Consider the following 23,077-nt stretch of genomic DNA (forward strand, 5'->3'; position numbering starts at 1 on the left):
TCCAGCGGCGTTCCGGCGGCGGCGCGCAGCCAGGCGGCGCAGGCGCCGACTTCGAAGCGGGCGTTGGGGCCGTTGAGCGGCTTGCCCTGCTCGCGGGAGAGCAGGCGGGCGAGTTCCTCGGCGGAGCGTTCGACGGCGTCGGCTGCCTTCAGGAGCGCGGCGCTCCGGGCGTCGTGGCCCAGGGCCGCCCACGCCGGCTGGGCGGCCGCCGCGGCGGCAATAGCCTGCTCCAGGTCCTGGATGGTGTGCACGGGTGCTTCGCCGACGGCGGTCCCGGTGGCGGGGTCAAGGATGGTCCGGGTTTCGCCGGCGTCCGGGGTGATCGAGGCCAGCAGGGCGTCGTAGGTTTCCATGGGGTACTCCACTTCGAGTAGGTCAGGGACCGCAGGCCGGTGTGGCCTGTCAGCGCTGCTTCAAGCGTGCTCCGCCGCACGCCGCGGGTCTTGTCTATCCGCGAAGGGCTGTTGTGCGGGAGCGAACGGAACGGGATCATATGGGTGTGATTGCGCTCAGGAACAAGAACTGATCGCTGCAAGACAAGCCGCAGCCGGAGGCGACTGCCATGCTGGATTTCACGGTGCAGCCCATGCCAGGCCCCGGCACCCATCCCAAGTTTTGCAGCACATTCCCCCAGCACAATCCCAGCACTCATGACCGTTAAGAAGGATCCAATGAGTATTTCGAATCCCGAATCCCGGACCGCGGAACCCGGTTCCCGCCAGGAACACTCCACTGCACTGCGCGCAGGCAGCATCGGAGTCCTGGGCATTCTGTTCTTTGTCCTGTCCGCGCAGGCCCCACTGACCGGAATCGTCGGAGCAGCACCCCTGGCTGCAGCGCTCGGCAACGGTGCCGGCGCCCCCGGCGCGTACCTCGTCGTCGGCATTGTCATTGTGATCTTCGCCGTCGGCTTTGTGGCCATGAGCCGGAAGGTGCAGACCAACGGCGCCTTTTACGCCTACGTCACGGCAGCGTTCGGACGCAAGGTGGGTGCCGGGGCGGCGTGGCTTGCCCTGCTGGCCTACAGCACGGTGCAGGCGGCAATGTACGGGCTGTACGGTGCCGCGTTCTCGGGCCTGCTGGCATCGGCCGGGGTGACGCTTCCATGGTGGCTGCTCGCTCTGGTCACCATGGCAGGCGTCCAGGTCCTGGGATCGAAGAACATCGAGCTGGGTGCCCGCGTGCTTGCGGTCCTGGTGGGCCTGGAGGTGGCCATCCTGTTGATGTTCGGATTCTCTGTCCTGTTCCACGGCGGCGGTCCCGAGGGGCTGAACATCGGCGCCTCGTTCGCACCGGAAGCCATCGCCAGCGGGGCTCCGGGAGTCGCCATTATGTTCGCGGTGGCCTCCATGTTCGGCTTCGAATCCACGGCCATCTACTCCGCCGAGGCGAAGGACCCGCACCGGACCGTTGCCCGGGCCACTTATCTCTCCGTAGGCATCATCGCCGTCTTCTTCTCCTTCATCACCTGGATGCTGGTCAGTTTCTACGGTCCGTCACGCGTCGCCGAAGCCGCAGGCGCCGCATTGGAGTCAGGCGACGCCACATCGTTCGTGATCGGCCCGATCGTGGAGATGTTCGGGCCATGGGCCGGGGTGACCGCCGGAGTCCTGCTGGTGACATCCCTGTTGGCCGGCATTATTGCGTTCCACAACGGCATCAACCGGTACCTTCACTCGCTGGCGCTCCGCGGCTCGATGCCCGCCGTCGTGGCCCGGACCAACAGGCACCGCGCCCCGGCCACCGCAGCCTGGATTCAGACCGCGGTTGCCGCCCTGCTCGTCGCGCCGTTCGCGCTGCTGGGAATGGACCCGGTCCTGACCCTTTTCTCGTGGTTCAGCGGCCTTGCCGTGGCAGCGCTGCTGGTGCTGTACATGCTGTGCTCACTCGCCGTCGTCGCCTATTTCCGCCGCGAACGGGTGACCGGACAGCACTGGCAGACACTGCTCGCCCCCGGGATCGCGTCCCTCCTCCTGGCCTGGGTGCTCTACCTGGTGGTCAGCAACTTCACGTCCCTCATCGGCGGAAGCGCCGAAACAGCCGTGGGGTTGCTGGTGGCCGTTCCCGTGATTTTCCTGGCCGGAGTGCTGGTGGAAGTCCGAGTGGAGAAGCGGGTCCGGATCCTAGAGCCTCAGCCCGCCGGGTAACGGGCTGTCGGGGGCGGCCGGGGCGACGGCAGCGGCGCGGGCGGATGTTTGGCGCCCGCGCCAGGCGAGGCCACCTGCCAGCAGCAAAAGCGTCACGATGAAGGCCGCAGCCCCCATCACCGCCTCGGGGTCGGTGGGCCAGTGCCCTGTGATGCCCATGAACGCCGGAACCGTGGCTGACGCCTGGCTGGTGAGGATCAGGGACCAGCCGACCAGCGGCGTCAGGCGTGTGAAGCCCAACACCAGCTGAAGAAAGAACAGCATCCACAGGTAGGTCCAGCAGAGCCAGAGAACGGCCAGGAGTGGATCCTCCCCGGACCAGGCGGCGGCGAGCAGGAGGCCGCACGCGCCCACCATCCCGCAGAACCAGCCAAGTCCCTTGGACCCGAGCCCCAGCAGGAAATCCAGCCCCACATAGACGTACGTCAGGCCGAAGAGGAACATTCCGGCCGCGCCGAGCAGCAGGGGCGTTCCGCCGGCGTCACCACCGCCGCCGCCCGTAATCCCCAGGTACGTGATGCCCAGGACCAGCTGGATGCTGCCGATGACCAGGCTGATCACCGCGGCGTCCCTGCGGGGGAGCAGCTTCAGCGCCGCGAGCCCGTTGAGCAGGAGCGCGGCCCCGGAGAGAAGCAGGCAAATATGGGCCATCAGAAGTCCCCCGCCGAGCCCGAACCCGAGGCCATTGTTTTCGTTTCATGGAAATTAAATGTCACAATACGGAGGCTAGTCGAAGGCCGATTGGCCATGCGCGGCCCGTGCAGTCACAATTGGATATGTTGAAGTTTCAATAAAAGGATGCCGGTCCGGCGTATGCCGGAGACTTCCCGCGCCCGGTTCGACGTAAGGAATCACCATGGATGCACGGCTCGAGGCCATCAGGGATACCGTCCTGGCCAGGAACCCGGGCGAAGCCGAGTTCCACCAGGCGGTGACCGAGGTGTTTGAAAGCCTTGGCCCCGTCCATGACCGGCACCCCGAGTTCCTCGAAGCCGCCATCCTGGAACGGCTCTGCGAGCCCGAGCGGCAGATCATCTTCCGCGTGCCGTGGACCGACGATTCCGGCCGCGTACAGATAAACCGCGGTTTCCGCGTGGAGTTCAACTCGGCGCTTGGCCCCTACAAGGGCGGTCTGCGCTTCCACCCGTCCGTCTATCTCGGCATCGTGAAGTTCCTCGGCTTCGAGCAGATCTTCAAGAACGCCCTCACCGGCATGCCCATCGGCGGCGGCAAGGGCGGCTCCGATTTCGACCCCCGCGGCCGCAGTGATGCCGAAGTGATGCGCTTCTGCCAGTCGTTCATGACCGAGCTGTACCGCCACATCGGCGAGTACACTGACGTGCCGGCCGGCGATATCGGCGTCGGCGGCCGCGAAATCGGTTATCTCTTCGGTCAGTACAAGCGGATCACCAACCGCTATGAATCAGGCGTCCTGACCGGAAAGGGCATCTCCTGGGGAGGCTCGCTGGTCAGGCCCGAAGCCACCGGTTTCGGCACGGTGATCTTCACTGAGGAGATGCTCAAGACCCGCGGAACGTCCTTCGACGGGCAGCGCGTGGTGGTATCCGGCTCCGGCAACGTGGCGATCAACGCGATCGCCAAAGCGCAGACACTGGGCGCCGCAGTGGTGGCCTGCTCGGATTCCTCCGGCTACATCGTGGATGAGGCGGGAATAGACGTCGGCCTGCTCCGGCAGGTCAAGGAAGTGGAACGCGGACGCCTCAAGGACTACGTGCTGCGCCGTTCCGGCGTTTCCTACGTGGAGGCCGGCTCGGTGTGGGACGTCGACGCCACAGTCGCACTGCCGTGCGCCACGCAGAACGAGCTCGACGGCGATGCTGCCGCGAGGCTGGTCCGCAACGGGCTGCTCGCCGTCGGCGAGGGTGCCAACATGCCCTCGACCCGTGAAGCCGTGGCGGTGTTCCAGGATGCTGGCGTGCTGTTCGGCCCCGGCAAGGCCGCCAACGCGGGCGGTGTGGCCACGTCGGCGCTGGAGATGCAGCAGAACGCGAGCCGTGACTCGTGGTCCTTCGACCATACGGAACAGCGCCTCACGGACATCATGGTGGGCATTCACCACCGCTGCGCCGCGACTGCGGACGAGTACGGACAACCCGGCAATTACGTGCTGGGCGCCAACATTGCAGGCTTCGTCAAAGTAGCTGATGCCATGCTGGCCCAGGGACTGATCTAGGGTCTGGACAGGGTCCCGTATGCGGGACCCGATCGCTGAACCCCGTCCGCCGGGGCGGGAGTTCGGTGGGTCAGGCGCCGCGCCGCCAGTCGCTAGGGGATTCGCCGAAGGCGTCCCGGAAGGTGCGGCTGAAATGCGCCGCGTCCAGGAATCCCCAGCGCGCTGCCACTGCGCCCACTGAGGTTCCGGAATGCAGCGGGTCCCTGAGGTCGCGGCGAACCCGTTCCAGCCGCCGGCTCCGGATCCAGCTGGCAACTGTTGTGCCCGACTCGTGGAAGACGTTGTGCAGGTGGCGCGTCGAAATGAAATGGGCCGCCGCAATGCTGGCCGGTGACAGCTGCGGATCCGCGAGGTTCGTGTCGATGTATTCGCGGACCGATGTCGCCAGCACCATCTGGGGCTTCATGCTGTCCGGGGCCAGGTCCAGTTCGGAATGGAGCATCGTTGACACGAGGTCAAGGGTATTGGCGGCCAGCCGGGAACCGCTGGGGCCGCTGAGCGCCTCGAGATTGCCGGCGAGCTGCGCGATGAACGGTCCCACAATACTGGTCAGCCCGTGCCCGGCGGCCAGGCGGACCGCGGAAAGCTGCCCCACGTAGTCCGGCGGCAGGGACAGCGAGTCGTGCGGGAACATGACCACCATCATCCGGGCCTGCTCTTCGAACGCGAGGGTGTAGGGGCGGTTGGTGTCGTAGATGGCCAGGTCCCCGGGGCGCAGCACGGCCTCGCGGTTGTCCTGGATGAGGAGGCCGGTCCCCTCCAGCTGGAGGTTGAGCTTGAAATAGCGCTGGTCCGACTGCGCCAGGAGGGCCGGTGTGCGGTGGACGCTGTGGGACGTGGACGACACCTCCACGATGCACATGCGGTCCAGAACCCTGGACCGCATGCGGCCGCGGAAGGAGTCAGGGCGGTCCGTCTCCGCGGTCAGCGGCACGAAGGACTGCGCCACGAGGTGTCGCCAGTGGTCAAACGACGCGGCCACGCTGGAGGTGAGGTCCTGGCCCGCCGGGCGGACTGTTGTTGCAGACATTGGATGTTCCTGACGACGGACGGCCACCTGAATTTCGGTCCCCCAGACTGTGTCCTGGAACACAGTCATTTCAGGTTAGCGCCGAAATTCCGCCGTGTCATCTTTTTTCGACGCATGTCGAAAAAAGATCAGTTCTTCGCCTCCAGGAGAGTCAGGAACGCCTCCAGCTGTTCGCTCAACCCCGGATCTACCTGCCCTTCGGGGGCCAGGGCGGCGGCGATCTGCGCGCCCAGCAGCATGTTCAGGAGGTGGCCGGCCACCGCCGCGTCGTCGACGGCGGCACTGACGGTTCCGTACTCCCGCGCCTGCGCCAGGTACTCCAGAATCGCCGCGTGCCACTGCTCCATGGACTCCCGGTGGATGGCGGCCTTTTCCGGATCATTGATGGCTTTTTGCCAAAAGGGAATGACAATCCGCGCTTCACTGACGCGTTCGGAGTCCAGTGGCAGCACCTCAACGCAGAAGGCCCGCAGCGCCGGGATGCCGGTCTTGCCTGCAGTCACTTCCCCGATGCGTTCATTGGTCCGGTTGAAGACGTGGCCGAAGGCGAACGTCAGCAGGGTGTCCTTGGTGGGGAAGTACGGTTTCAGGGCGCCGTTCGCGAACCCGGCCTCGAGTGCGATCTCCCTCATGGTGGCGCCTTCAATGCCCAGCCGGGCGATGATCCGCCAGGTCGCATCCACCAGCTCCAGGCGCCGTTCATCATGGTCAACAATCTTTGGCACGCTGCCGCTCTCCGGAAATATTTGGCGTCTGGCTATTGTGAGCCATCTTACGGACGGTTATTCTCTACAACTATAGAAAATAAAAATCCCGACCGAACCACGGTCCCGGACAAAGGTCGCTCATGACACTCGCACCAGCTGACACAGTCACCCAGTACCGCCTGGCAACGAACACTGAAATCACCGACGTCCAGGGCATCCTCCGCGCCGGGGGACTTCTTGGCCCGGAGAAGCGCATAGCGTACCTGGGCCTGCTGGATCCGGCCCGGGGCGCGGCCCCGGACACCCAGGACCGGCGCTTCCGCGTCTTCATTCATGATGTGTCCGGCGGACGGCCCCTGGACGTCACGGTCTCCGCCACGAACGGCACGGTGACCGCCGTCGTCGAACTCGACACCGCCGCCACGGGCGAACTGCCCGTCCTGGAAGAGGAGTTTGAAGTCGTTGAGGAGCTGCTGGCAGCCGACGAGCGCTGGCTGGCCGCGCTTGCGGCCAGGGGCCTTGACGTCACCAAGGTCCGCGTCGCGCCGCTCTCCGCAGGCGTCTTCGAGTACCCCGATGAAAAAGGACGCCGCATCCTCCGCGGCCTGGCTTTCGTGCAGGAGTTTCCGGAGGACAGCGGCTGGGCGCACCCCGTTGACGGACTGGTTGCCTACGTGGACGTCGTCAGCAAAACCGTGACGCAGGTGCTGGACACCGGAGTTGTCCCCGTTCCGGCCGAGCACGGCAACTTCACCGACCCGGAGCTCACCGGACCGCTTCGCACGTCCCAGAAACCCATCAGCATCACGCAGCCGGAGGGACCCAGCTTTACCGTCGCGGGCGGAAACCATGTTGAGTGGGAAAAATGGAGCGTCGATGTCGGCTTCGATGTCCGCGAGGGCGTGGTGCTGCACAACATTGCGTTCCAGGATGGCGACCGCAAGCGGCCCATCATCAACCGCGCATCCATTGCCGAGATGGTGGTTCCCTACGGCGACCCGTCGCCCATCCGGTCCTGGCAGAACTACTTCGACACCGGTGAATACCTGGTGGGCCAGTACGCCAATTCGCTGGAACTGGGCTGTGACTGCCTCGGCGACATCACCTACCTCAGCCCCGTGATCAGCGACGCGTTCGGCAACCCGCGCGAAATCCGCAACGGCATCTGCATGCACGAGGAGGACTGGGGCATCCTGGCCAAGCACAGCGACCTTTGGTCAGGCATCAACTACACCCGCCGGAACCGCCGACTGGTCATTTCCTTCTTCACCACCATCGGCAACTACGATTACGGCTTCTACTGGTACCTCTACCTCGACGGCACCATCGAGTTCGAGGCCAAGGCCACCGGCGTCGTTTTCACGAGCGCGTACCCGGAGGGCGGCTCGGACAATATCTCGCAGCTGGCGCCGGGCCTGGGCGCCCCCTTCCACCAGCACCTTTTCAGCGCCCGGCTGGACATGGCAATTGACGGGTTCACCAACAGGGTGGAAGAAGAGGATGTAGTCCGCCAGGCCATCGGGGAGGGCAACGAGCGGGGCAACGCCTTCTCGCGGAGGCGGACCCTGCTGGCCCGGGAGTCCGAAGCCGCCCGTGAAGCTGACGCCCGCAGCGGCCGGACCTGGGTCATTTCCAACCCGGGCTCAAGGAACCGCCTGGGGGAGCCCGTGGGCTACAAGCTCCACACCGAGGCTCAGCCGACCCTCCTGGCTGATCGCGATTCCTCCATCGCCAAGCGTGCGGCATTTGCCACGAAGGACCTGTGGGTGACCCGCTTCGCGGAAGACGAGCGGTACCCCACCGGCGACTTCGTGAACCAGCATGCCGGAGGAGCGGGCCTGCCCGCCTACATTGCCCAGGACCGGGACATCGACGGCCAGGACATTGTTGTCTGGCACACCTTCGGACTTACCCATTTCCCGCGGCCCGAAGACTGGCCGATCATGCCCGTGGATACGGTGGGGTTCAAGCTGCGGCCGGAGGGCTTCTTCGACCGCAGCCCGGTCCTGGACGTTCCCGCTTCAGCCCAGGCAGCCGGCGGCCACTGCCATGGTTAGCAGCTAGCTCATGACACCGATTCAGGCATGGTTCCGGGCAGCCGGGCCCAGGCTCCATTCGCGGATGTGCGCCGCCGTGACGGCCGGCTCCTGCCTCCTCCACCTGTGGCTGGTCGCCGGCAACCACCATGCGCTGTGGCTGAACCTCTCGATGCTGGCCATGGTTGCCGTATGCCTGCCGTGTTCGGTGCACATCTGGCGACACGTCCGCGTCGGCACACTCCACCGCGTCATGGCCTCCGCCCTGGCGATGGCGCTCCTCCACGCTGTCCTGCTGCTCGCCGCCGGACCGGCCAGCCACAGCCACGGAACGGTGGCGGCCGTCGGAGCCGCCGCCATCGCCGGAACCGAGGCCTTTGCGGGAACTGCCGCAGCCGCCTCGGCTTCGCTGGGTGTCATAGCCCTGGAGATTACGACGGCGCTGCTCGCCGCCACCCTCGTCGCCCGGCTGCGCCGTGGTCAGGTCGCATGCGTTTAGGGTGCCAGGCGGTGGTACTGGGAGCCGAAATGTATGAGCGGATCCACGGCCTCGGCCGCTGAAGCATCACTGCCCATGGCCAGGACCTCGCCCACAACGAGCAGGTGCGTGGCGGTCGGATGGGTCGCAACAGTCCGCAGTTCGAAGTAGGCGAGCGCTCCGTCGAGGATCGCCGATCCAGTGGCGGGTCCCCGGCGGTAGGGAACCTGGGCAAGCATCCCCTGCAGCGGAATCCCGGGACTGGCCAGCCAGTTCGCGGCGCCCTGATGCTTGCCGGACAGCAGGCTCAGTGCCCACGTTCCCGCCTCCGCCACCGCCTCGCCGATCCGGGACTCCGCATAGAGGCTGACCAGCAGGGTCGGCGGATCGTAGGAGACGGAGAGGAAGGCGCTCACCGTGGCTGCGTAGTCGCGGTTCCGCAGGGACGTGGAAACGACGGCCACGCCGGCCGCGATGTCGGCGCTGAGCCTGCGGTACAGATCAATGTCCGCGTCCGACGGCGGCCCGCCGGCCAGGCGATGGGCGTCCAGGTCTCCGGGGGTCTCCATAACGCACATCGTGCCACGCGGCGGCCACGCCCGCACCCGTTCTGTGCAGGGAAGGGTGCTGACCACCAGGGCTGCACCTTTCACCGTCACGAGCACAGTGGGACCATGCAACTATGAGCGAAAACACGGAACCCAGTCCGGAAAACACCGCTGCGGATCAGCCCAGCACTGAACGGCCAGGCACTGATCAGGCCGGTCCTGACGGCGAGGAAAAGAAGGCACCCGCCGAACGCCATGACGATCACAGCGCACCGTCCACGCACCAGACGCGCACCGTGGGCCAGCGGCGCCGGGATTCAGAAGAGAAGCTCCAGCAGCACCAGAAGGATGCCCGCGACAAGCCGGAACACTGAGCCTGGGCCCACGCGCCGGGCCGGCACGCCACTGCTGTACCTGCCCTGCATCACAAAACCCCTTCCCAAATTTAGCCGTGGCGCCATGCGACGCCCGACCCACTACGACTGAGGCGCGTCCAGCGCAATGGGGACCCTGCATGTGTAAGCCAATATGCCGCCGTCGTTAATCCTCCGTTCACCTTGGACCCCAATACTCGTTACCTGGGACCCCTAACTTCAATGAAGGTACACAACGTACGCAGCTCCCAATCCGAACGTCTCCGGTTCGGATCGCATCAGAAACCCTGGAAGGGGTACACCCAAGTGAAGGCACTCCGCTTCGGCCGCCACGCGGCAATCGCTGTCATCGCCGCTGGCGCACTCGCGCTCACAGCCTGCGGTTCAGACAACGCCACGAATTCCCCGGCAGGCACGCAGTCCGCTGCCGGCACCAAGGTCACCGGCACCCTGACCGGCATCGGCTCCTCCGCGCAGGGCGCGGCCATGGACGTCTGGAAGACCAACTTCGCCACCGCAAACCAGGGCGCCACCGTGCAGTACTCCCCGGACGGTTCCGGCGCAGGCCGCAAGGCCATCATTGACGGCTCGGCGCAGTTCGCCGGTTCCGATGCCTACCTGAAGGACGAGGAACTCACCAAGGCCAAGGACCAGTGCGGCCCGGACGGCGCCATCGAGGTCCCTGTCTACATCTCGCCGATCGCCATCGCCTTCAACGTGCCGGATGTTACGGACCTGAAGCTGGATGCCTCCACCGCGGCCAAGATCTTCCGCGGCGAGATCGCCAAGTGGAATGACCCCGCAATCGCCGCCATGAACCCGGACGCCAAGCTTCCGGACCTCAAGGTCACCCCGGTCAGCCGCTCTGATGACTCCGGCACCACCAAGAACTTCACCGAGTACCTCTCCGCTGCGGCTCCCGACGTCTGGAAAGACAAGGCTGACGGCGTGTGGCCCGCTTCGCTGAAGGGCGAGAACGCCAAGGGCACCTCCGGCGTCGTCAAGACCGTCACCGACACCCCCGGCGCTGTCACCTACGCCGATGATTCCGCCGTCGGCGGCAAGCTGGGCACCGCCGAGATCAAGGTCGGCTCCGAGTTCGTCAAGATCTCCCCGGACGCCGCCTCCAAGGCTGTGGACCTCGGCAAGGCTGTCGAGGGCCGCGGGGCCAACGACGGTGCCATCAAGCTGGACCGCACCACCACGGAATCCGGCGCCTACCCGGTAGTCCTGGTTTCGTACCACATTCTCTGCAGCACCTACGCCAAGCAGGAAACCGTCGATCTGGTCAAGGCCTTCGAGAAGTACGTACTCTCCGAAGAGGGCCAGAAGGCCGCTGCCGAGTCCGCCAAGTCGGCTCCGCTGTCCTCCACCCTGGCCGAAAAGGCCGTCAAGTCGGTCGAGTCCATCAAGGTCAAGTCGTAAGGTTTGACCCAAACGGCCGAGTTCCCCGCCCCGCCGCAAGGCAGGGCGGGGAACTTAGCCGTGTAATCCGCAGCTTCGAAAAGTTCCGCACTCCCGCAACATCAACACCGAAGGGCCAGGTATGACCACCACCTCCCTGACCAACCCCCAGGGCGCAGGACGTGCCGGGGATAAAGTCTTCTCAGGGGCCGCCTTGGCAGCAGGGTGCCTGATCCTCGCCGTGCTGTTTGGCGTTGCGCTGTTCCTCGTCATCCAGGCCATCCCGGCATTCACTGCCCCTGCGGAGGACATCCAGGGCGGCCAGGGATTCTTTGCCTATATCTGGCCGATCGTCGTGGGCACCCTGATCGCCGCCATCATCGCCCTGGTCATCGCCACCCCCGTGGCCATCGGCGTCGCGCTCTTTATCTCGCACTATGCCCCGCGCAGACTGGCCTCGGGCCTTGGCTATGTGGTGGACCTCCTGGCTGCCATTCCGTCGGTCATCTACGGCGCATGGGGTGCCGCCTTCCTGGCCAAGGAAATCGCGCCTGCCTACGACTGGCTCGCGAAAAACCTCGGCTGGCTGCCCATCTTCCACGGACCGGCTTCCTCCACGGGCAAGACCATCCTGACGGCGGGAATCGTGCTGTCCGTCATGGTGCTGCCCATCATCACGTCGCTGACCCGCGAGATCTTCCTGCAAACCCCCAAACTGCACGAAGAGGCCGCCCTTGCTTTGGGCGCCACGCGCTGGGAAATGATCAAGATGGCAGTCCTGCCCTTCGCCCGCCCCGGCATCATCAGCGCGGTCATGCTGGGCCTCGGACGCGCTCTCGGCGAGACCATGGCCGTTGCGCTGGTGCTCTCCTCCGGTGCTCTCACCGCCAGCCTGATCCAGTCCGGCAACCAGACCATCGCCGCCGAGATCGCGCTGAACTTCCCCGAAGCGGGAGGCCTGAAAGTCGCCACCCTGATCGCCGCCGGGCTGGTCCTGTTTGTGATCACCCTGGGCGTGAACATGGTTGCCCGCTGGATCATCACCCGGCACAAAGAATTCTCGGGAGCAAACTAAATGACCTCCACCCTGACCCCGGCCCGCAAGCGGTCCGCTCTCACCAAGGGCCAGTTGCCAAAATTCGCCCCGTACGCCGTCCTGGCCGCAGCGCTGGTCCTCGGGGCGGCCATCCTCGCGCTGATCGGCTTCAACGCCTTCGGCTGGGGCATCGTCTCCGCCATCCTCTTCGCCGCTGGCCTGGTGGGCTGGAGCGCTGCCGTGGAAGGCTCCCGCAAGGCCAAGGACAAACTCGCCACATGCCTCGTGGTGGGCTCCTTCCTGATCGCGCTGCTCCCGCTCATCTCCGTCATCTGGACCGTCCTGGTCAACGGCATCCCGGGCATCATCACCCCCGGATTCCTCGGCACGTCGATGAACGGCGTCACCGGTGTCTATGACAACAAGGCCGCGGAGGGCGGCGCACCCGTCCTTGGCGGCATCTACCACGCGCTGCTCGGCACGGTGCAGATCACCCTGCTGGCCACGGTCATTTCCGTGCCCGTGGGCCTCCTCACCGCCATCTACCTCGTGGAGTACGGCAACGACCGTTCCGTGGCCCGCGCCATCACCTTCTTCGTGGACGTCATGACCGGCATCCCGTCCATCGTGGCAGGGCTCTTTGCCGCCGCCTTCTTCTTCGCCGTGGTAGGCCCCGGCACCAAAACCGGTGCCGTCGCCGCCGTCGCGCTTTCCGTGCTGATGATCCCCGTGGTGGTCCGCTCCAGCGAGGAAATGCTCAAGATCGTCCCCAACGAGCTCCGCGAAGCCGCCTACGCCCTCGGCGTCCGCAAATGGCGGACCATCCTCAAGGTGGTCATCCCGACGGCGATTTCCGGCATCGCGTCCGGCGTCACCCTGGCGATCGCCCGCGTGATCGGCGAGACCGCCCCCATCCTCGTGACTGCAGGATTCGCTACCAGCATCAACAACAACGTGTTCGGCGGCTGGATGGCCTCCCTGCCCACGTTCATCTATACGCAGATCCTGAACCCCACCTCGCCGTCCAACCCGGACCCCTCCTCGCAGCGGGCCTGGGGCGCCGCCCTGGTTCTCATCATCCTGGTGATGCTCCTGAACCTCGGCGCACGCCTGATTGCCAGGGTCTTCGCCCCGAAGACCGGCCGCTAGGCGGGCCGTTTCCCGCCGGGACCTAGACTTCAATCCATACCAGCAAGTTAAGGAACATCATGTCCAAGCGCATCGACGTCAAAGACCTGAACGTCTACTACGGCAACTTCCTGGCCGTCGAGGACGTCAGCATCAACATCGAAGCCAAGTCCGTTACGGCGTTCATCGGCCCCTCCGGCTGCGGCAAGTCCACCTTCCTGCGGACCCTCAACCGCATGCACGAGGTCCTTCCGGGTGCCCGCGTCGAGGGCGAAGTCCTGCTCGACGGCGACAACCTGTACGGCCCGGGCGTGGACCCCGTCACGGTGCGCTCCCAGATCGGCATGGTCTTCCAGCGGCCCAACCCGTTCCCCACCATGTCCATCCGGGACAACGTGCTGGCCGGCGTGAAGCTGAACAACCAGAAGATCTCCAAGGGCGAGGCTGATGCCCTCGTGGAACGCTCGCTCCAGGGCGCCAACCTGTGGAACGAAGTCAAGGACCGGCTGGAAAAGCCCGGCTCGGGCCTGTCCGGCGGCCAGCAGCAGCGCCTGTGCATCGCCCGTGCCATCGCCGTGGAACCGCAGGTGATCCTTATGGATGAGCCGTGCTCCGCCCTGGATCCGATTTCCACCCTGGCCGTTGAGGACCTCATCAACGAGCTGAAGGACCAGTACACCGTGGTGATCGTGACCCACAACATGCAGCAGGCAGCGCGCGTGTCCGACCGGACGGCGTTCTTCAACATTGCCGGTACCGGCAAGCCGGGCAAGCTCATCGAGTTCGCCGAGACGAGCACCATCTTCAACAACCCCAGCAACAAGGCCACGGAAGACTACGTCTCCGGCCGCTTCGGATAAACCCCTTCGCGCAGCTAAGCGACTTCGCGGCGGCCACGCCGCCCGCTAAACACCCATCGGTTGTTCCGTAACTGGCCAAGTGAACAGTTACGGAGCAGCCGATGCGCGGTTAAGCCCCGGTGAGCGGAGAGAGCGCAAGCGCCAGCACGAATGCTCCGGCTGCCGTGGCAGCGGGGGTCAGGACCCACAGCGAGAGGATGTGCACCACTAGCCTCCGGTGCGTTCCGGACACGTGCTGGTTTTCCCCAGCACCGAGCACCCCTGACGTGACGGTGTGGGTGGTGGAGATGGGCCAGTGGAGCCCGATAGCTCCGATGAAGAGCAGGATGGCGCTGAAGCCCTGCGCAACCACCCCGCGGAGCGGATCAATCCGAATGAGCTTGTATCCCACCGTGTGGCAGATCCGCCAGCCCCCGAACAGCGTGCCGACGGCGATCATGACCGCCGAGAGCATCACTACCCAGAACGGGACCGAACCGCCGTCGCCGTACCCCGCCGCCAGGATGGCCAGGAGGAGGACGGCGCTGACACGCTGACCGTCCTGGAGTCCGTGGCCGAACGCGACGGCGCCCGCAGCTATTGACTGGGCAGCGCGGAAACGCTGATTGACGACGCTCGGCTGCGCATACCGGGCTGCCCACGTGACAGGGAAGACCAGCAGGTAGGCGCCAATGAACGCGATTACCGGGGAGAGGGCCAGCGGGAGCACCACCTGAAACAGGAGAGACTGATCCACGCCGCCTACGGAGTTTCCACCCACCAGTACACTCGCAGTTCCGGCGCCGGCCAACCCGCCAACCAGCGCATGGGTGGAGGACGAGGGCACACCCCGCCACCAAAGGAGCAGGCCCCAGATGCAGGCGCTGGCCAGCCCTGCCACGAGGACGGTGAGACCGCTGTCGCCCTGCGGCAGAGTTACCCAGTTTTGGCTGATGGCCACCGCCAGGCCGGCACTCAGCAAGGCGCCCACGAAGTTGAAGACGGCCGCCAGCAGCACCGCGACAGTTGGCGTCAAAGCACGGGTCCGGACCGCCACGGCCACGGAGTTGGAGACGTCCCTGAAGCCGTTAATGAAGGCGAAAGCCGCGGCAAGAACCACCACAAGCCCGAAGATGAACGCCGTCACCTCATGATTCCTTGACGATGATGCTGCCCACCTGGGTGGCGATGCGCCGCATGTCCTTGGTGACATCCACCAACTGGTTGGCGATGTCCCTGTTCCGGGCGTACTGCGCGGGCTTCATGTCCTTGAGCATGTCCGCCACCCAGACCCGGTGCGTCCGCTCGGCACGTTTGGCCAGCCGCACGATCTCGATCCAGTAGTCCTCAAGTTCGTCCAGGTCATTCAGCCGGCGCATGGCGTCCGCTGTGAGCTCGGCCTGGCGGCTGATGATCTCCAGCTGGTCCGCCGCGCGCTTCGGAAGCCGGTCCAGCTTGTACAGCGCCACCAGTTCAGCGGCGGCGTCCAGCCTCTCCATGGCCTCATTGAGGCACAGGGACAGCCCGTACATGTCCTCGCGTGGGAGCGGGTTTACAAAACTGGTCCGCATGTGGGTCAGCAGCGCGAAGTGCAGTTCGGCGGACTTGGCCTCGTGGTTGTGCATGTCGTCCACGAGCCGGTCATGCTCGGTGGCCGGCGCACCCAGGATTTCCGCCATGGTGGCACTCGCGAAAACAATCTGCCGGGCCAGCTGCGAAAGGAGGTTCAGCCCCGCGGGCTCCTGGGGAAAAAGGCGCAGCTTCATGAGTACCGGTCTCCGGAGGATCGTCAGGGCGGGGAACCGCGGCCCGTATGACTTGACGCCGGCCCGCAGCTAGTCAGTACTTTACCGGCAGCTGCATCCGGGCATGAAAATGGTGCCGAACCGGATACGCCTCTCGGCGGTAGGCCGCTCTAGGCGGCTAAATGTTGAAGCCCGGGGGTTTCGCGGCTCGGCACCAGTTTCAGTGTTCTACTTTGGCGGGACCAAGTCAACATTGACAGATCCGGTCCTATGGGTCAGTCCAGCTCGCCCAGCCGCCACGCATTGGCTGCATGTTCAAGATCCTCGGCGGTCTTCACCAGCAGGTGCGAATTCCGCGTCAGCTTGCGTGCGTGGCTCTCGTTGCTGTGGTCCGCACCGTCGGCCAGGGTGGCCTGTCCCAGCGCAACAACCCGGCAGAAGGCGGCCGAACGCTCCAGCGCGACATCGAAGTCGCCGTCGAATGCTCCGGACAAGATGGCATCAGCCATGGTCTTCATTTCGTCGGCCCCTGGCGGCTCAGCGGCTCCCGCCACGACGTTGGCGACCTGGGCCGTGTCCTTGCCTGCCTTGAAGTAGACCGAGATGCGTTCGGGGTCCTGGACCGTCGCCGCGCGCAGGGCGTACAGCCGCCACAGGGCGCCCGGCAGCGAGCGGGCAGGGCTTTCGGCCCACATCTCGGCGATGGCTTCGAGGCCCTGCTCGTCGGCCAGCTTCACGAGGCGGCTGGTGATGACGGGATCGTCGCTGTCGCGGCCGTGGCGCACTAGCGCCTGGGCGGCCAGGTGGGCCGCTTCGGAGACCCGTGCCGGATCCGCACCGCCCGCGAAAGGCTCAAAATCAATGGGCGCAAAAGGCTTCGGTTTGTGGTGCCGTTCCGCCCCGCCCGGACCGCTGGTTCCTGCTTTCTCGCTCATGGTCCCACGCTACTCCTGTGCCGGACGGTAATCGAGCGCGGGGTTTTGGCCCCCGGGGGGCAGCGTCGCGGCCGCAGGCGGGACAGAATTGAAAACGACGGCGGCGGCGGCAGGCCCGTCAGTAAGGCGCCGCGGACTGCGGTACAGTATTAAACGTCCAGAAATGGACTGGAACTGACACGCGTCTTGTGTGCCGTTGGCACGCGCTTCAACGGTCAGTTTGGGCCTTTAGCTCAGTTGGTAGAGCATCGGACTTTTAATCCGTGGGTCGTGGGTTCGAGCCCCACAGGGCCCACTCTTTTAGCGAAGAGTGGAAAGTCCCCGGTTCCCTGGCAACAGGAAACCGGGGACTTTTTGTTTGCCCTCTTTGTGCCTTCTTTGTGCCTTCGGCGGGTGCCTATTCGTGCTTGTGCCGCCGAGTCGCGCAGAATAAGCCCATGACGAAAAGCAACGCGCGGCTGCCGCGGCTTGAGGATGTGGCGGAACTCGCCGGGGTCTCGCACCAGACAGTGTCCCGCGTGATCAACAACCACCCCAACGTCAGCAAGGCCACGCGCGAGCGGGTCGAAGCGGCCGTTGCCGAACTGGGTTACCGGCGCAACACGGCGGCGCGGAGTCTGGTCACCCGACGCTCCCAGACCATCGGCGTCCTGGCCAGCGAGCTCTCCCAGTACGGTCCCGCCAATACGCTGCTGGGGGTTGAACAGGCGGCCCGGAACGCCGGCTATTTCGTCAGTATCGCGGCGCTGAAGTCCGTCAGCCGTGAATCCATTTTCGACGCCGTCAGGCACTTCATGGACCAGTCCGTCGACGGCATCGTGGTGAGCGTGCCCCACTCCGAAACCCTGCTCGCCCTCGCGGAACTGAAGCTCGGTGTACCGGTAGTGGCGGTCGGGTCGCTGGGAAACGAGGCCGTGAGCGGCGCCATGGTGGACCAGACGCGGGGGGCCGAACTCGCCGTCGGGCATCTGATTGACCTGGGCCACCGGCGGATCGGGCACGTCGCCGGACCGCAGGACTGGATCGACGGTGTAGCGAGGGCCGAGGCTTGGAGCGCCGCCCTGCGTACCGCGGGCCTTGAGGACGATCTCCTGATGACTGGTGACTGGAGCGCCGGCAGCGGCTACGAGATCGGCAGGAAGCTCGCCGCGGAACGCACCGCCACCGCGATTTTCGTGGGGAACGACCAGATGGCGCTTGGCCTGCTGCGCGCCTTCAATGAGGCCGGAGTCCGCGTGCCCGACGACGTCTCCGTGGTCGGCTTCGATGACCAGCCCGAGGCGGGCTACTTCACGCCGCCGCTCACCACGGTCCGCCAGGACTTCGAGGAGCTCGGCCGGCGCTGCATGGATCTGATGCTGACCGCTATCGGGGACGGCGACGGCGTAAGCGCCACGGTGGTGGAGCCCGAGTTGGTGGTGCGGCGCAGTACCTCTGCCCGCGCCTGATCGCCGCACTCCCGTCTGATCTGCCCCGGCAGAAATTTCCGGCAGCCTAAATACACCCGGGCTGGTAAGCTGATTGTTAGCGCTAACGTCGGGGGTTGGAATGTCACTGGGTTCAGAGATTAGGCGTCCCCCCGTGATGGAGGACGTGGCCAAGCTGGCCGGCGTTTCACACCAGACTGTCTCGCGCGTCCTCAACGCCCATCCGAACGTCAGCACGGTAACCCGCGAACGGGTCGAAAAGGCCATCGCGGAGTTAGGCTATCGCCGCAACACGGCAGCGCGCAGCCTGGTCACGAGACGGTCCCAGACCATCGGCGTTCTGGGAAGTGACATGTCCCATTACGGTCCGGCCAATACGCTCCTGGGGGTGCAGCAGGCAGCGCGGGACAAGGGCTATTTCGTCAGCATGGCCAGCCTTGACGAAGTCACTCCGGCCGCGATCAAGGACGCCCTCGAATATTTCATGATGCAGTCAGTGGACGGCATCGTCGTCATCGTGCCCCACGAGACAATGTTTGAATCGCTGATCACCATCAGCATGGCTGTCCCGCTGGTGGCTGTGGGCTTCGGCGTTGACGAGCGGCTGAGCGTCGCCGCGGTGAACCAGCGGATGGGTGCCAGCCTCGCCGTGCAGCACCTGGTGGACCTTGGCCATACAGCCATCGCGCATGTTTGCGGGCCGCCGGACTGGATCGACGCAGCCGCCCGCATTGACGGCTGGCGGCGTACTCTGGCCCAGGCAGGGCTGCCCGACTCCGTGCTGATCCGAGGCGACTGGAGCGCCGAAAGCGGTTACCGGGCCGGGCTTGAACTTGCGGCTGCCGGCAACGTCACCGCCGTTTTCGCGGCCAATGACCAGATGGCGCTTGGCGCCCTGCGTGCCTTTAGCGAGGCCGGCCTTCGCGTACCGCTGGACATCAGTGTTGTGGGTTACGACGACCAGCCTGAGGCCGCCTATTTGGTCCCGCCCCTGACCACTGTCAATCAGGGGTTCAAGGAACTCGGAGCCCGCTGCATGCAGATGCTTCTCTTCGATATGGCCAACGGCCATTCCGGTGCGTCGTCAGTCGTGAATCCAAGGCTTGTGGTTCGCTCCACCACTGCGCCGCCGTCGGGACCGTGAGCGTCCGGCTGGATCGGCGCCGTCGAGCCAGCTGATCAATTCCCGCCTTTGCTTCCCCGGCGCCAGGCCCGTCCCTCTATCTGCGTTGACCCAGGCCCGTCCCTCCATTGTGTTAATGGCGGGTGGCAAGCGCAGGGCCCGGCAGCGGGGAGCGTGCCGGGCCCTGCGGTGGAACCACCACATCACCAGTGATTCGTACCCTTACCGTGAGGTCAGGAGTCCAGAAGGAAAGTTGCGGCGGCCCTGTCGTTCTTGCCGACTTTGGCTACGGTCAGGACGCCTTGCCGGAGCAACAGATACGAACCGGACAGGTCGACCGACTCGAATGAGGCTCCTGCCGGATCTGAAAGGCCACCCCGCCGGATGAACGCCGACGACGACCCCGCGGTGGAAGCGATCGCCACCGTTGAGCCCTGGATCCGAAGATAACGCCCCTTGGCCAGGACGGGTTCGATGACAACGGAGCTTTTCTTGGCGTAGCCGGGAGCAATCCGGAACTGGGACGCTCCCAGCGTCGGTGCCGACGAGGCGGTGACGGTTGTTCCGTCATGGACCAGGTAGGCGCCCCGGGCCGATGCGGGTTCCATTCTGACGGGCAGTTCGCCGTCCCCGACGGGAACGCCGAAATCGGGCGTTCCATCTGCGTTCCAGTACAGTCGCTGAACACGTGCATGCCTGTTGGGGTCAAAGAGCGGGTTGCCGATCGGGTCGCGGTAGGACCTGGCGTGGTAAACGAGAACGTCATTGCCCGCTTCATCCACCGTGAAGGAGTTATGGCCGGGCCCGTACTGCTTTGACCCGTCGGACGTAGCCAGAACCGGCGTCGGGGCCTTGGTCCAGGAGGCCGCGTTAAGCAGATCGGCGTCTTCATTCGCCGTCAGCAGGCCTATGCAGTAGTTGGCGTCCGTCGCACTGGCGGAGAAGGTGACGAAGATGCGGCCGTTCCGTTTGATCACGGCGGGCCCTTCGTTCACTTTGTATCCCCTGGTTTCCCAGGCCAGCGTTGGCACTGCGATGCGGACCGGAGCGCTGGAGAGAGTGGACGGGGACGACATGGAAGCGATGAAGAGGCTCGAATTCACGCCGGTGTCGCTCTGGGCCCAGATCAGGTACCGCGTGCCGGCGTGCTCGAATGTGGTGGCGTCCAGTGAGAAAGTGTCGGCGTGCGTGTACACCCGGACTGGCGGCTCCCACACCGCAGTGGTCGGGTCCGCGGCGGCGGTGGATATCACGTAGATCCGCACCCGGAAAACGTCGTCGCTGTCGCCGGCGGCGAAGTAAATGTGCCATTTCCCGTCAAAGTGATGCAGCTCCGGTGCCCAGATGTAGCCTCCCATTGTCCCGGTGGCAGGCCGTGTCCAGACCACAGCTTCCGGGGAGCCGCCCAGTCCTGAGATGGAGGATGAAGAGCGGAGGACGATCCGGTCGTATTCGGGCACAGAGCCGGTGAAGTAGTACTTGCCATCCGTGTGCTTCATGAGCCACGGGTCCGCCCGTTGCGGAACGATGGGGTTGATGACCGGTGCTGAACCGGCAGGGGCGGCAGCCGCGGCTGGTGCAGTCACCAGAGCGCCGGCGCCGGCGCCGGCGAGCAGCACAGCGGCAGCCGTGGCAGTCCCGGTGCCGAGGAATGAGCGGCGTGAAAACTGCGTGTTGATGGGAACATTCATGCTGAAGGCATCCTTCCTGGGTCCTCTTCGCAGCGTGCGCGTGGCAGCACTAATCGGCAGCCCGCGCGGCGCAGCAGCGAAGGGGTGAAATGGTTATGGAGCTGATGAATTGGTGTGTGAACAAACCCGGACAGCCACGGAGGGCTGGAAATGGCGTGGACTGGTGCAGTTAGGCTCTTCTGGCGAATAGCCGCTGGAGCAGGATGAAAACGAGGAGCAGGCCTCCGATGACGATCTTGGTCCACCAGGAACTGAGGGTTCCGTCGTAGGCGATGAAGGTCTGGACAATTCCGAGTACGAGCACGCCCACCACAGATCCCAGGACGTAGCCGGTTCCGCCGGTCAGCAGGGTGCCGCCGATGACCACTGCGGCGATGGCATCGAGTTCCATGCCCTGGGCTGCGAGGCTGTAGCCGGAGAGGCTGTAGAAGGAGAACAGGATTCCGGCGATGGCGGAGCAGAGGCCGCTCAGTGCGTAGACCAGGATTTTGGTCCTTGTGACCGCCAGTCCCATGAGCATCGCGGAGTGTTCGTTGCCCCCGATCGCATACACGGTCCGCCCGAAGCGGGTGTGGTGCAGGACGAAGAAGGCTATGGCCACAATCGCGAGGGCGAGGAGAACGCCGGGGGAGACGAAGAGGTCCCCCGGAAGAGGGATCTGGGCCTGGGCCATGTTCGTGAAGAATTCATCCGTGACCGGGATCGAGTCGAGGCTGATGACGTAGCAGAGGCCACGGGCGAGAAACATGCCGGCCAAGGTGACGATGAAGGGCTGGATGTCGAAGTATTGGATGATCAGCCCCATCAGCAGGCCCAGCCCGCCGCCGATAAGAAGCACCAGGATGATGACGGCGGCCGGATTCCAGCCGTGCTGCAGGAGGGTGGCGCTGACCATCATCGACAGTGCGACGACGGCTCCGACGGAGAGGTCGATGCCGCCGGTCAGGATCACGAACGTCATGCCGACGGCGAGCACGATCAGGAAGGTGTTGTCGATGAAGAGGTTTAGGAACACTTGACCGGAGAGGAAGCTCGGGTACATCCCGGCGCCCACGGCGAACATGGCGATGAAGAGCCCGAGGGTTGCAAGGGTGGGCGCATAGCGGGCTCCTCCGCGGATGCGGCTGCGGGCGGGGGAGGGCTTTTTGACGGTCGGTGGCGTCAGGGTGGACAGGGGTGACATTAGACGGCGACCTTTTCCTTAGATCCGAGTTCCTTCGGGCCGGGTTTCTTTGAGCCGGGGTTGGGGCCGGCTTTGAGGTTCTTGAGCAGGTTCCGTGCCTTGGGCGCCTGCAGCAGGCATACGGTGATGACGACGAGGGCTTTGAAGACCAGCGTCACTTCCGGCGGGATACCGAGGGTGTAAACGGTGGTGGTGAGGGTCTGGATGATGAAGGCTCCGACGACGGTTCCCACCAGCGTGTACCGGCCGCCGGCGAGTGAGGTGCCGCCGATGACCACGGCGAGGATGGCGTCCATTTCGATGTAGAGTCCGGCGTTGTTCGCGTCGGCGGCGGTGACGTTGGAGCTGATCATCAGGCCGGCGATTGCGGCGCAGACGGCGCTGAAGACATAGACGATCCAGATGATGTTCCGTGCGCGGATTCCGGCGAGCCGGCTGGCGACGGGGTTGATGCCGACGGCTTCGATGAGGGTCCCTAGGGCCGTGCGCCGGGTGAGGACGGCGGCGAGGACAAACACGGCGGCGGTGATCAGGATGGAGATCGGAAGGGTGAGGAGGTATCCGGCGCCGATGGACTTGTAGGAGTCGTTGGAGACGGAGATGATCTGGCCTCCGGTGATGAGTTGGGCGATGCCACGTCCGGCGGTCATGAGGACCAAGGTTGCGATGATGGGCTGCACGCCGATGGTGGAGACCAAGAAGCCGTTCCAGACCCCCAGGAGGAGCCCGGCGATTACTGCGATGAGAACGGCCGTGGCGGCCGTGACGGGAGAGGCCGGTTCCGGGGAGGCTGCGATGTAGGCACAGGATGCTGCGCCGGCGATCGCCACGACGGCGCCGACCGAGAGGTCGATGCCCCGGGTGGCGATGACCAGGGTCATGCCAAGGGCGATAAGGATGGTGGGGGCGCCGTTGCGCATGATGTCGATGATGCTGCCGTAGAGGTGGCCGTCCTGCATTCTCAGGCTCAGGAAGTCCGGCCGGAAGATCTGGTTCAGCAGCAGCAGCAGGGCGAGGGCAATGACCGGCCAGGCAATGCGGTTTTTCATAAG

Annotated in this window: 22 protein-coding genes and 1 tRNA gene; 12 read left to right on the plus strand and 11 right to left on the minus strand. The window is 65.2% G+C overall.

Translation table 11 applies throughout. The features are described 5' to 3' along the window. The coding region (locus tag AC1DDG_RS11070; protein ID WP_476876101.1) for an aldehyde dehydrogenase family protein at positions 1-353 on the minus strand (353 nt) is incomplete at its 3' end. 318 nt (positions 354-671) lie between these two features. On the opposite strand from AC1DDG_RS11070, the gene AC1DDG_RS11075 reads away from it, so the two are divergent. Further along, the gene (locus tag AC1DDG_RS11075; RefSeq protein ID WP_476876102.1) at positions 672-2,147 is read left to right on the plus strand and encodes an APC family permease; all 1,476 of its coding nucleotides are present in this window, start codon (positions 672-674) and stop codon (positions 2,145-2,147) included. Here the strand turns inward: AC1DDG_RS11075 and AC1DDG_RS11080 are convergent. Continuing rightward, positions 2,124-2,798: an AmiS/UreI family transporter gene (locus AC1DDG_RS11080; protein ID WP_476876103.1), complete on the minus strand. Its 675-nt coding sequence runs from the start codon at positions 2,796-2,798 to the stop codon at positions 2,124-2,126. The genes AC1DDG_RS11075 and AC1DDG_RS11080 overlap by 24 nt on opposite strands. 205 nt (positions 2,799-3,003) lie before the next feature. On the opposite strand from AC1DDG_RS11080, the gene gdhA reads away from it, so the two are divergent. After that, positions 3,004-4,341: an NADP-specific glutamate dehydrogenase gene (gene gdhA / locus AC1DDG_RS11085; RefSeq protein WP_476876104.1), complete on the plus strand. Its 1,338-nt coding sequence runs from the start codon at positions 3,004-3,006 to the stop codon at positions 4,339-4,341. Positions 4,342-4,411: 70 nt separating this feature from the next. Here the strand turns inward: gdhA and AC1DDG_RS11090 are convergent, their stop codons facing one another. Next, positions 4,412-5,371, minus strand: coding sequence for an AraC-like ligand-binding domain-containing protein (locus tag AC1DDG_RS11090; protein WP_476876105.1), 960 nt, complete (start codon positions 5,369-5,371; stop codon positions 4,412-4,414). A gap of 128 nt (positions 5,372-5,499) precedes the next feature. Beyond that, positions 5,500-6,096, minus strand: coding sequence for a TetR/AcrR family transcriptional regulator (locus AC1DDG_RS11095; protein ID WP_230119232.1), 597 nt, complete (start codon positions 6,094-6,096; stop codon positions 5,500-5,502). A gap of 122 nt (positions 6,097-6,218) precedes the next feature. On the opposite strand from AC1DDG_RS11095, the gene AC1DDG_RS11100 reads away from it, so the two are divergent. Then, positions 6,219-8,135 carry a primary-amine oxidase gene (locus AC1DDG_RS11100; protein WP_476876106.1) on the plus strand — a complete coding sequence of 639 codons (1,917 nt, stop codon included), beginning with the start codon at positions 6,219-6,221 and terminating at the stop codon, positions 8,133-8,135. Positions 8,136-8,145: 10 nt separating this feature from the next. After that, the gene (locus tag AC1DDG_RS11105; protein WP_476876107.1) at positions 8,146-8,613 is read left to right on the plus strand and encodes a hypothetical protein; all 468 of its coding nucleotides are present in this window, start codon (positions 8,146-8,148) and stop codon (positions 8,611-8,613) included. On the opposite strand, the gene AC1DDG_RS11110 is transcribed toward AC1DDG_RS11105, so the two are convergent. Next, positions 8,610-9,161, minus strand: coding sequence for a flavin reductase family protein (locus AC1DDG_RS11110; RefSeq protein ID WP_476876108.1), 552 nt, complete (start codon positions 9,159-9,161; stop codon positions 8,610-8,612). The genes AC1DDG_RS11105 and AC1DDG_RS11110 overlap by 4 nt on opposite strands. A gap of 113 nt (positions 9,162-9,274) precedes the next feature. On the opposite strand from AC1DDG_RS11110, the gene AC1DDG_RS11115 reads away from it, so the two are divergent. The 5 genes from AC1DDG_RS11115 (at position 9,275) to pstB (ending at position 13,942) form a co-directional block, all read left to right on the plus strand. Then, on the plus strand, positions 9,275-9,514 hold the full coding sequence (locus AC1DDG_RS11115) for a hypothetical protein (RefSeq protein WP_476876109.1): 240 nt from the start codon (positions 9,275-9,277) through the stop codon (positions 9,512-9,514). 306 nt (positions 9,515-9,820) lie between these two features. Continuing rightward, positions 9,821-10,939, plus strand: a complete 1,119-nt coding sequence (gene pstS / locus AC1DDG_RS11120) for a phosphate ABC transporter substrate-binding protein PstS (RefSeq protein WP_476876110.1) — start codon at positions 9,821-9,823, stop codon at positions 10,937-10,939. Positions 10,940-11,060: 121 nt separating this feature from the next. After that, positions 11,061-11,993 (plus strand): phosphate ABC transporter permease subunit PstC, encoded by a 933-nt coding sequence (pstC, locus tag AC1DDG_RS11125; RefSeq protein WP_230119238.1) that lies wholly within the window; start codon positions 11,061-11,063, stop codon positions 11,991-11,993. Then, positions 11,994-13,103, plus strand: coding sequence for a phosphate ABC transporter permease PstA (pstA, locus tag AC1DDG_RS11130; RefSeq protein WP_476876111.1), 1,110 nt, complete (start codon positions 11,994-11,996; stop codon positions 13,101-13,103). A 59-nt stretch (positions 13,104-13,162) separates the two neighbouring features. Next, positions 13,163-13,942, plus strand: coding sequence for a phosphate ABC transporter ATP-binding protein PstB (pstB, locus tag AC1DDG_RS11135; RefSeq protein ID WP_205655225.1), 780 nt, complete (start codon positions 13,163-13,165; stop codon positions 13,940-13,942). 109 nt (positions 13,943-14,051) lie between these two features. On the opposite strand, the gene AC1DDG_RS11140 is transcribed toward pstB, so the two are convergent. The 3 genes from AC1DDG_RS11140 to AC1DDG_RS11150 form a co-directional block, all read right to left on the minus strand. Next, complete coding sequence (locus tag AC1DDG_RS11140) at positions 14,052-15,068, minus strand: inorganic phosphate transporter (RefSeq protein WP_476876112.1); 1,017 nt, start codon at positions 15,066-15,068, stop codon at positions 14,052-14,054. 1 nt (position 15,069) lies between these two features. Then, positions 15,070-15,687, minus strand: coding sequence for a DUF47 domain-containing protein (locus tag AC1DDG_RS11145; RefSeq protein WP_476876113.1), 618 nt, complete (start codon positions 15,685-15,687; stop codon positions 15,070-15,072). A 254-nt stretch (positions 15,688-15,941) separates the two neighbouring features. After that, on the minus strand, positions 15,942-16,601 hold the full coding sequence (locus tag AC1DDG_RS11150; RefSeq protein ID WP_476876114.1) for a hypothetical protein: 660 nt from the start codon (positions 16,599-16,601) through the stop codon (positions 15,942-15,944). 222 nt (positions 16,602-16,823) lie between these two features. Between AC1DDG_RS11150 and AC1DDG_RS11155 the strand changes: the two genes are divergently transcribed. The 3 genes from AC1DDG_RS11155 to AC1DDG_RS11165 all read left to right on the plus strand — a co-directional run bounded on the left by AC1DDG_RS11155 (position 16,824) and on the right by AC1DDG_RS11165 (position 19,172). After that, a tRNA-Lys gene (locus AC1DDG_RS11155) sits at positions 16,824-16,896 on the plus strand. A gap of 142 nt (positions 16,897-17,038) precedes the next feature. Next, entirely contained in the window at positions 17,039-18,049 is a 1,011-nt protein-coding gene (locus tag AC1DDG_RS11160) for a LacI family DNA-binding transcriptional regulator (RefSeq protein WP_476876115.1), read from the plus strand. 136 nt (positions 18,050-18,185) lie between these two features. Then, positions 18,186-19,172 carry a LacI family DNA-binding transcriptional regulator gene (locus AC1DDG_RS11165; protein ID WP_476876171.1) on the plus strand — a complete coding sequence of 329 codons (987 nt, stop codon included), beginning with the start codon at positions 18,186-18,188 and terminating at the stop codon, positions 19,170-19,172. A gap of 212 nt (positions 19,173-19,384) precedes the next feature. On the opposite strand, the gene AC1DDG_RS11170 is transcribed toward AC1DDG_RS11165, so the two are convergent. From AC1DDG_RS11170 to AC1DDG_RS11180, 3 genes are all read right to left on the minus strand, one after another. Beyond that, positions 19,385-20,842 (minus strand): family 43 glycosylhydrolase, encoded by a 1,458-nt coding sequence (locus AC1DDG_RS11170; protein WP_476876116.1) that lies wholly within the window; start codon positions 20,840-20,842, stop codon positions 19,385-19,387. Positions 20,843-21,011: 169 nt separating this feature from the next. Continuing rightward, on the minus strand, positions 21,012-22,025 hold the full coding sequence (gene yjfF / locus AC1DDG_RS11175) for a galactofuranose ABC transporter, permease protein YjfF (protein WP_230119246.1): 1,014 nt from the start codon (positions 22,023-22,025) through the stop codon (positions 21,012-21,014). Continuing rightward, positions 22,025-23,074: an ABC transporter permease gene (locus tag AC1DDG_RS11180; protein WP_476876117.1), complete on the minus strand. Its 1,050-nt coding sequence runs from the start codon at positions 23,072-23,074 to the stop codon at positions 22,025-22,027. The genes yjfF and AC1DDG_RS11180 overlap by 1 nt, the downstream gene beginning before the upstream one ends. Positions 23,075-23,077: the final 3 nt, after the last annotated feature.

The sequence above is a fragment of the Arthrobacter sp. 10L430 genome (assembly GCF_056395245.1).

Excerpts from the sequence above, each read along its gene's own strand:
- AC1DDG_RS11075 (WP_476876102.1), top strand. The coding sequence starts at position 672 with ATGAGTATTTCGAATCCCGAATCCCGGACCGCGGAACCCGGTTCCCGC.
- AC1DDG_RS11080 (WP_476876103.1), bottom strand. The coding sequence starts at position 2,798 with ATGGCCCATATTTGCCTGCTTCTCTCCGGGGCCGCGCTCCTGCTCAAC.
- gdhA (WP_476876104.1), top strand. The coding sequence starts at position 3,004 with ATGGATGCACGGCTCGAGGCCATCAGGGATACCGTCCTGGCCAGGAAC.
- AC1DDG_RS11090 (WP_476876105.1), bottom strand. The coding sequence starts at position 5,371 with ATGTCTGCAACAACAGTCCGCCCGGCGGGCCAGGACCTCACCTCCAGC.
- AC1DDG_RS11100 (WP_476876106.1), top strand. The coding sequence starts at position 6,219 with ATGACACTCGCACCAGCTGACACAGTCACCCAGTACCGCCTGGCAACG.
- AC1DDG_RS11105 (WP_476876107.1), top strand. The coding sequence starts at position 8,146 with ATGACACCGATTCAGGCATGGTTCCGGGCAGCCGGGCCCAGGCTCCAT.
- AC1DDG_RS11110 (WP_476876108.1), bottom strand. The coding sequence starts at position 9,161 with ATGGAGACCCCCGGAGACCTGGACGCCCATCGCCTGGCCGGCGGGCCG.
- AC1DDG_RS11115 (WP_476876109.1), top strand. The coding sequence starts at position 9,275 with ATGAGCGAAAACACGGAACCCAGTCCGGAAAACACCGCTGCGGATCAG.
- pstC (WP_230119238.1), top strand. The coding sequence starts at position 11,061 with ATGACCACCACCTCCCTGACCAACCCCCAGGGCGCAGGACGTGCCGGG.
- pstA (WP_476876111.1), top strand. The coding sequence starts at position 11,994 with ATGACCTCCACCCTGACCCCGGCCCGCAAGCGGTCCGCTCTCACCAAG.
- pstB (WP_205655225.1), top strand. The coding sequence starts at position 13,163 with ATGTCCAAGCGCATCGACGTCAAAGACCTGAACGTCTACTACGGCAAC.
- AC1DDG_RS11145 (WP_476876113.1), bottom strand. The coding sequence starts at position 15,687 with ATGAAGCTGCGCCTTTTTCCCCAGGAGCCCGCGGGGCTGAACCTCCTT.
- AC1DDG_RS11150 (WP_476876114.1), bottom strand. The coding sequence starts at position 16,601 with ATGAGCGAGAAAGCAGGAACCAGCGGTCCGGGCGGGGCGGAACGGCAC.
- AC1DDG_RS11160 (WP_476876115.1), top strand. The coding sequence starts at position 17,039 with ATGACGAAAAGCAACGCGCGGCTGCCGCGGCTTGAGGATGTGGCGGAA.
- AC1DDG_RS11165 (WP_476876171.1), top strand. The coding sequence starts at position 18,186 with ATGGAGGACGTGGCCAAGCTGGCCGGCGTTTCACACCAGACTGTCTCG.
- AC1DDG_RS11170 (WP_476876116.1), bottom strand. The coding sequence starts at position 20,842 with ATGAATGTTCCCATCAACACGCAGTTTTCACGCCGCTCATTCCTCGGC.
- yjfF (WP_230119246.1), bottom strand. The coding sequence starts at position 22,025 with ATGTCACCCCTGTCCACCCTGACGCCACCGACCGTCAAAAAGCCCTCC.
- AC1DDG_RS11180 (WP_476876117.1), bottom strand. The coding sequence starts at position 23,074 with ATGAAAAACCGCATTGCCTGGCCGGTCATTGCCCTCGCCCTGCTGCTG.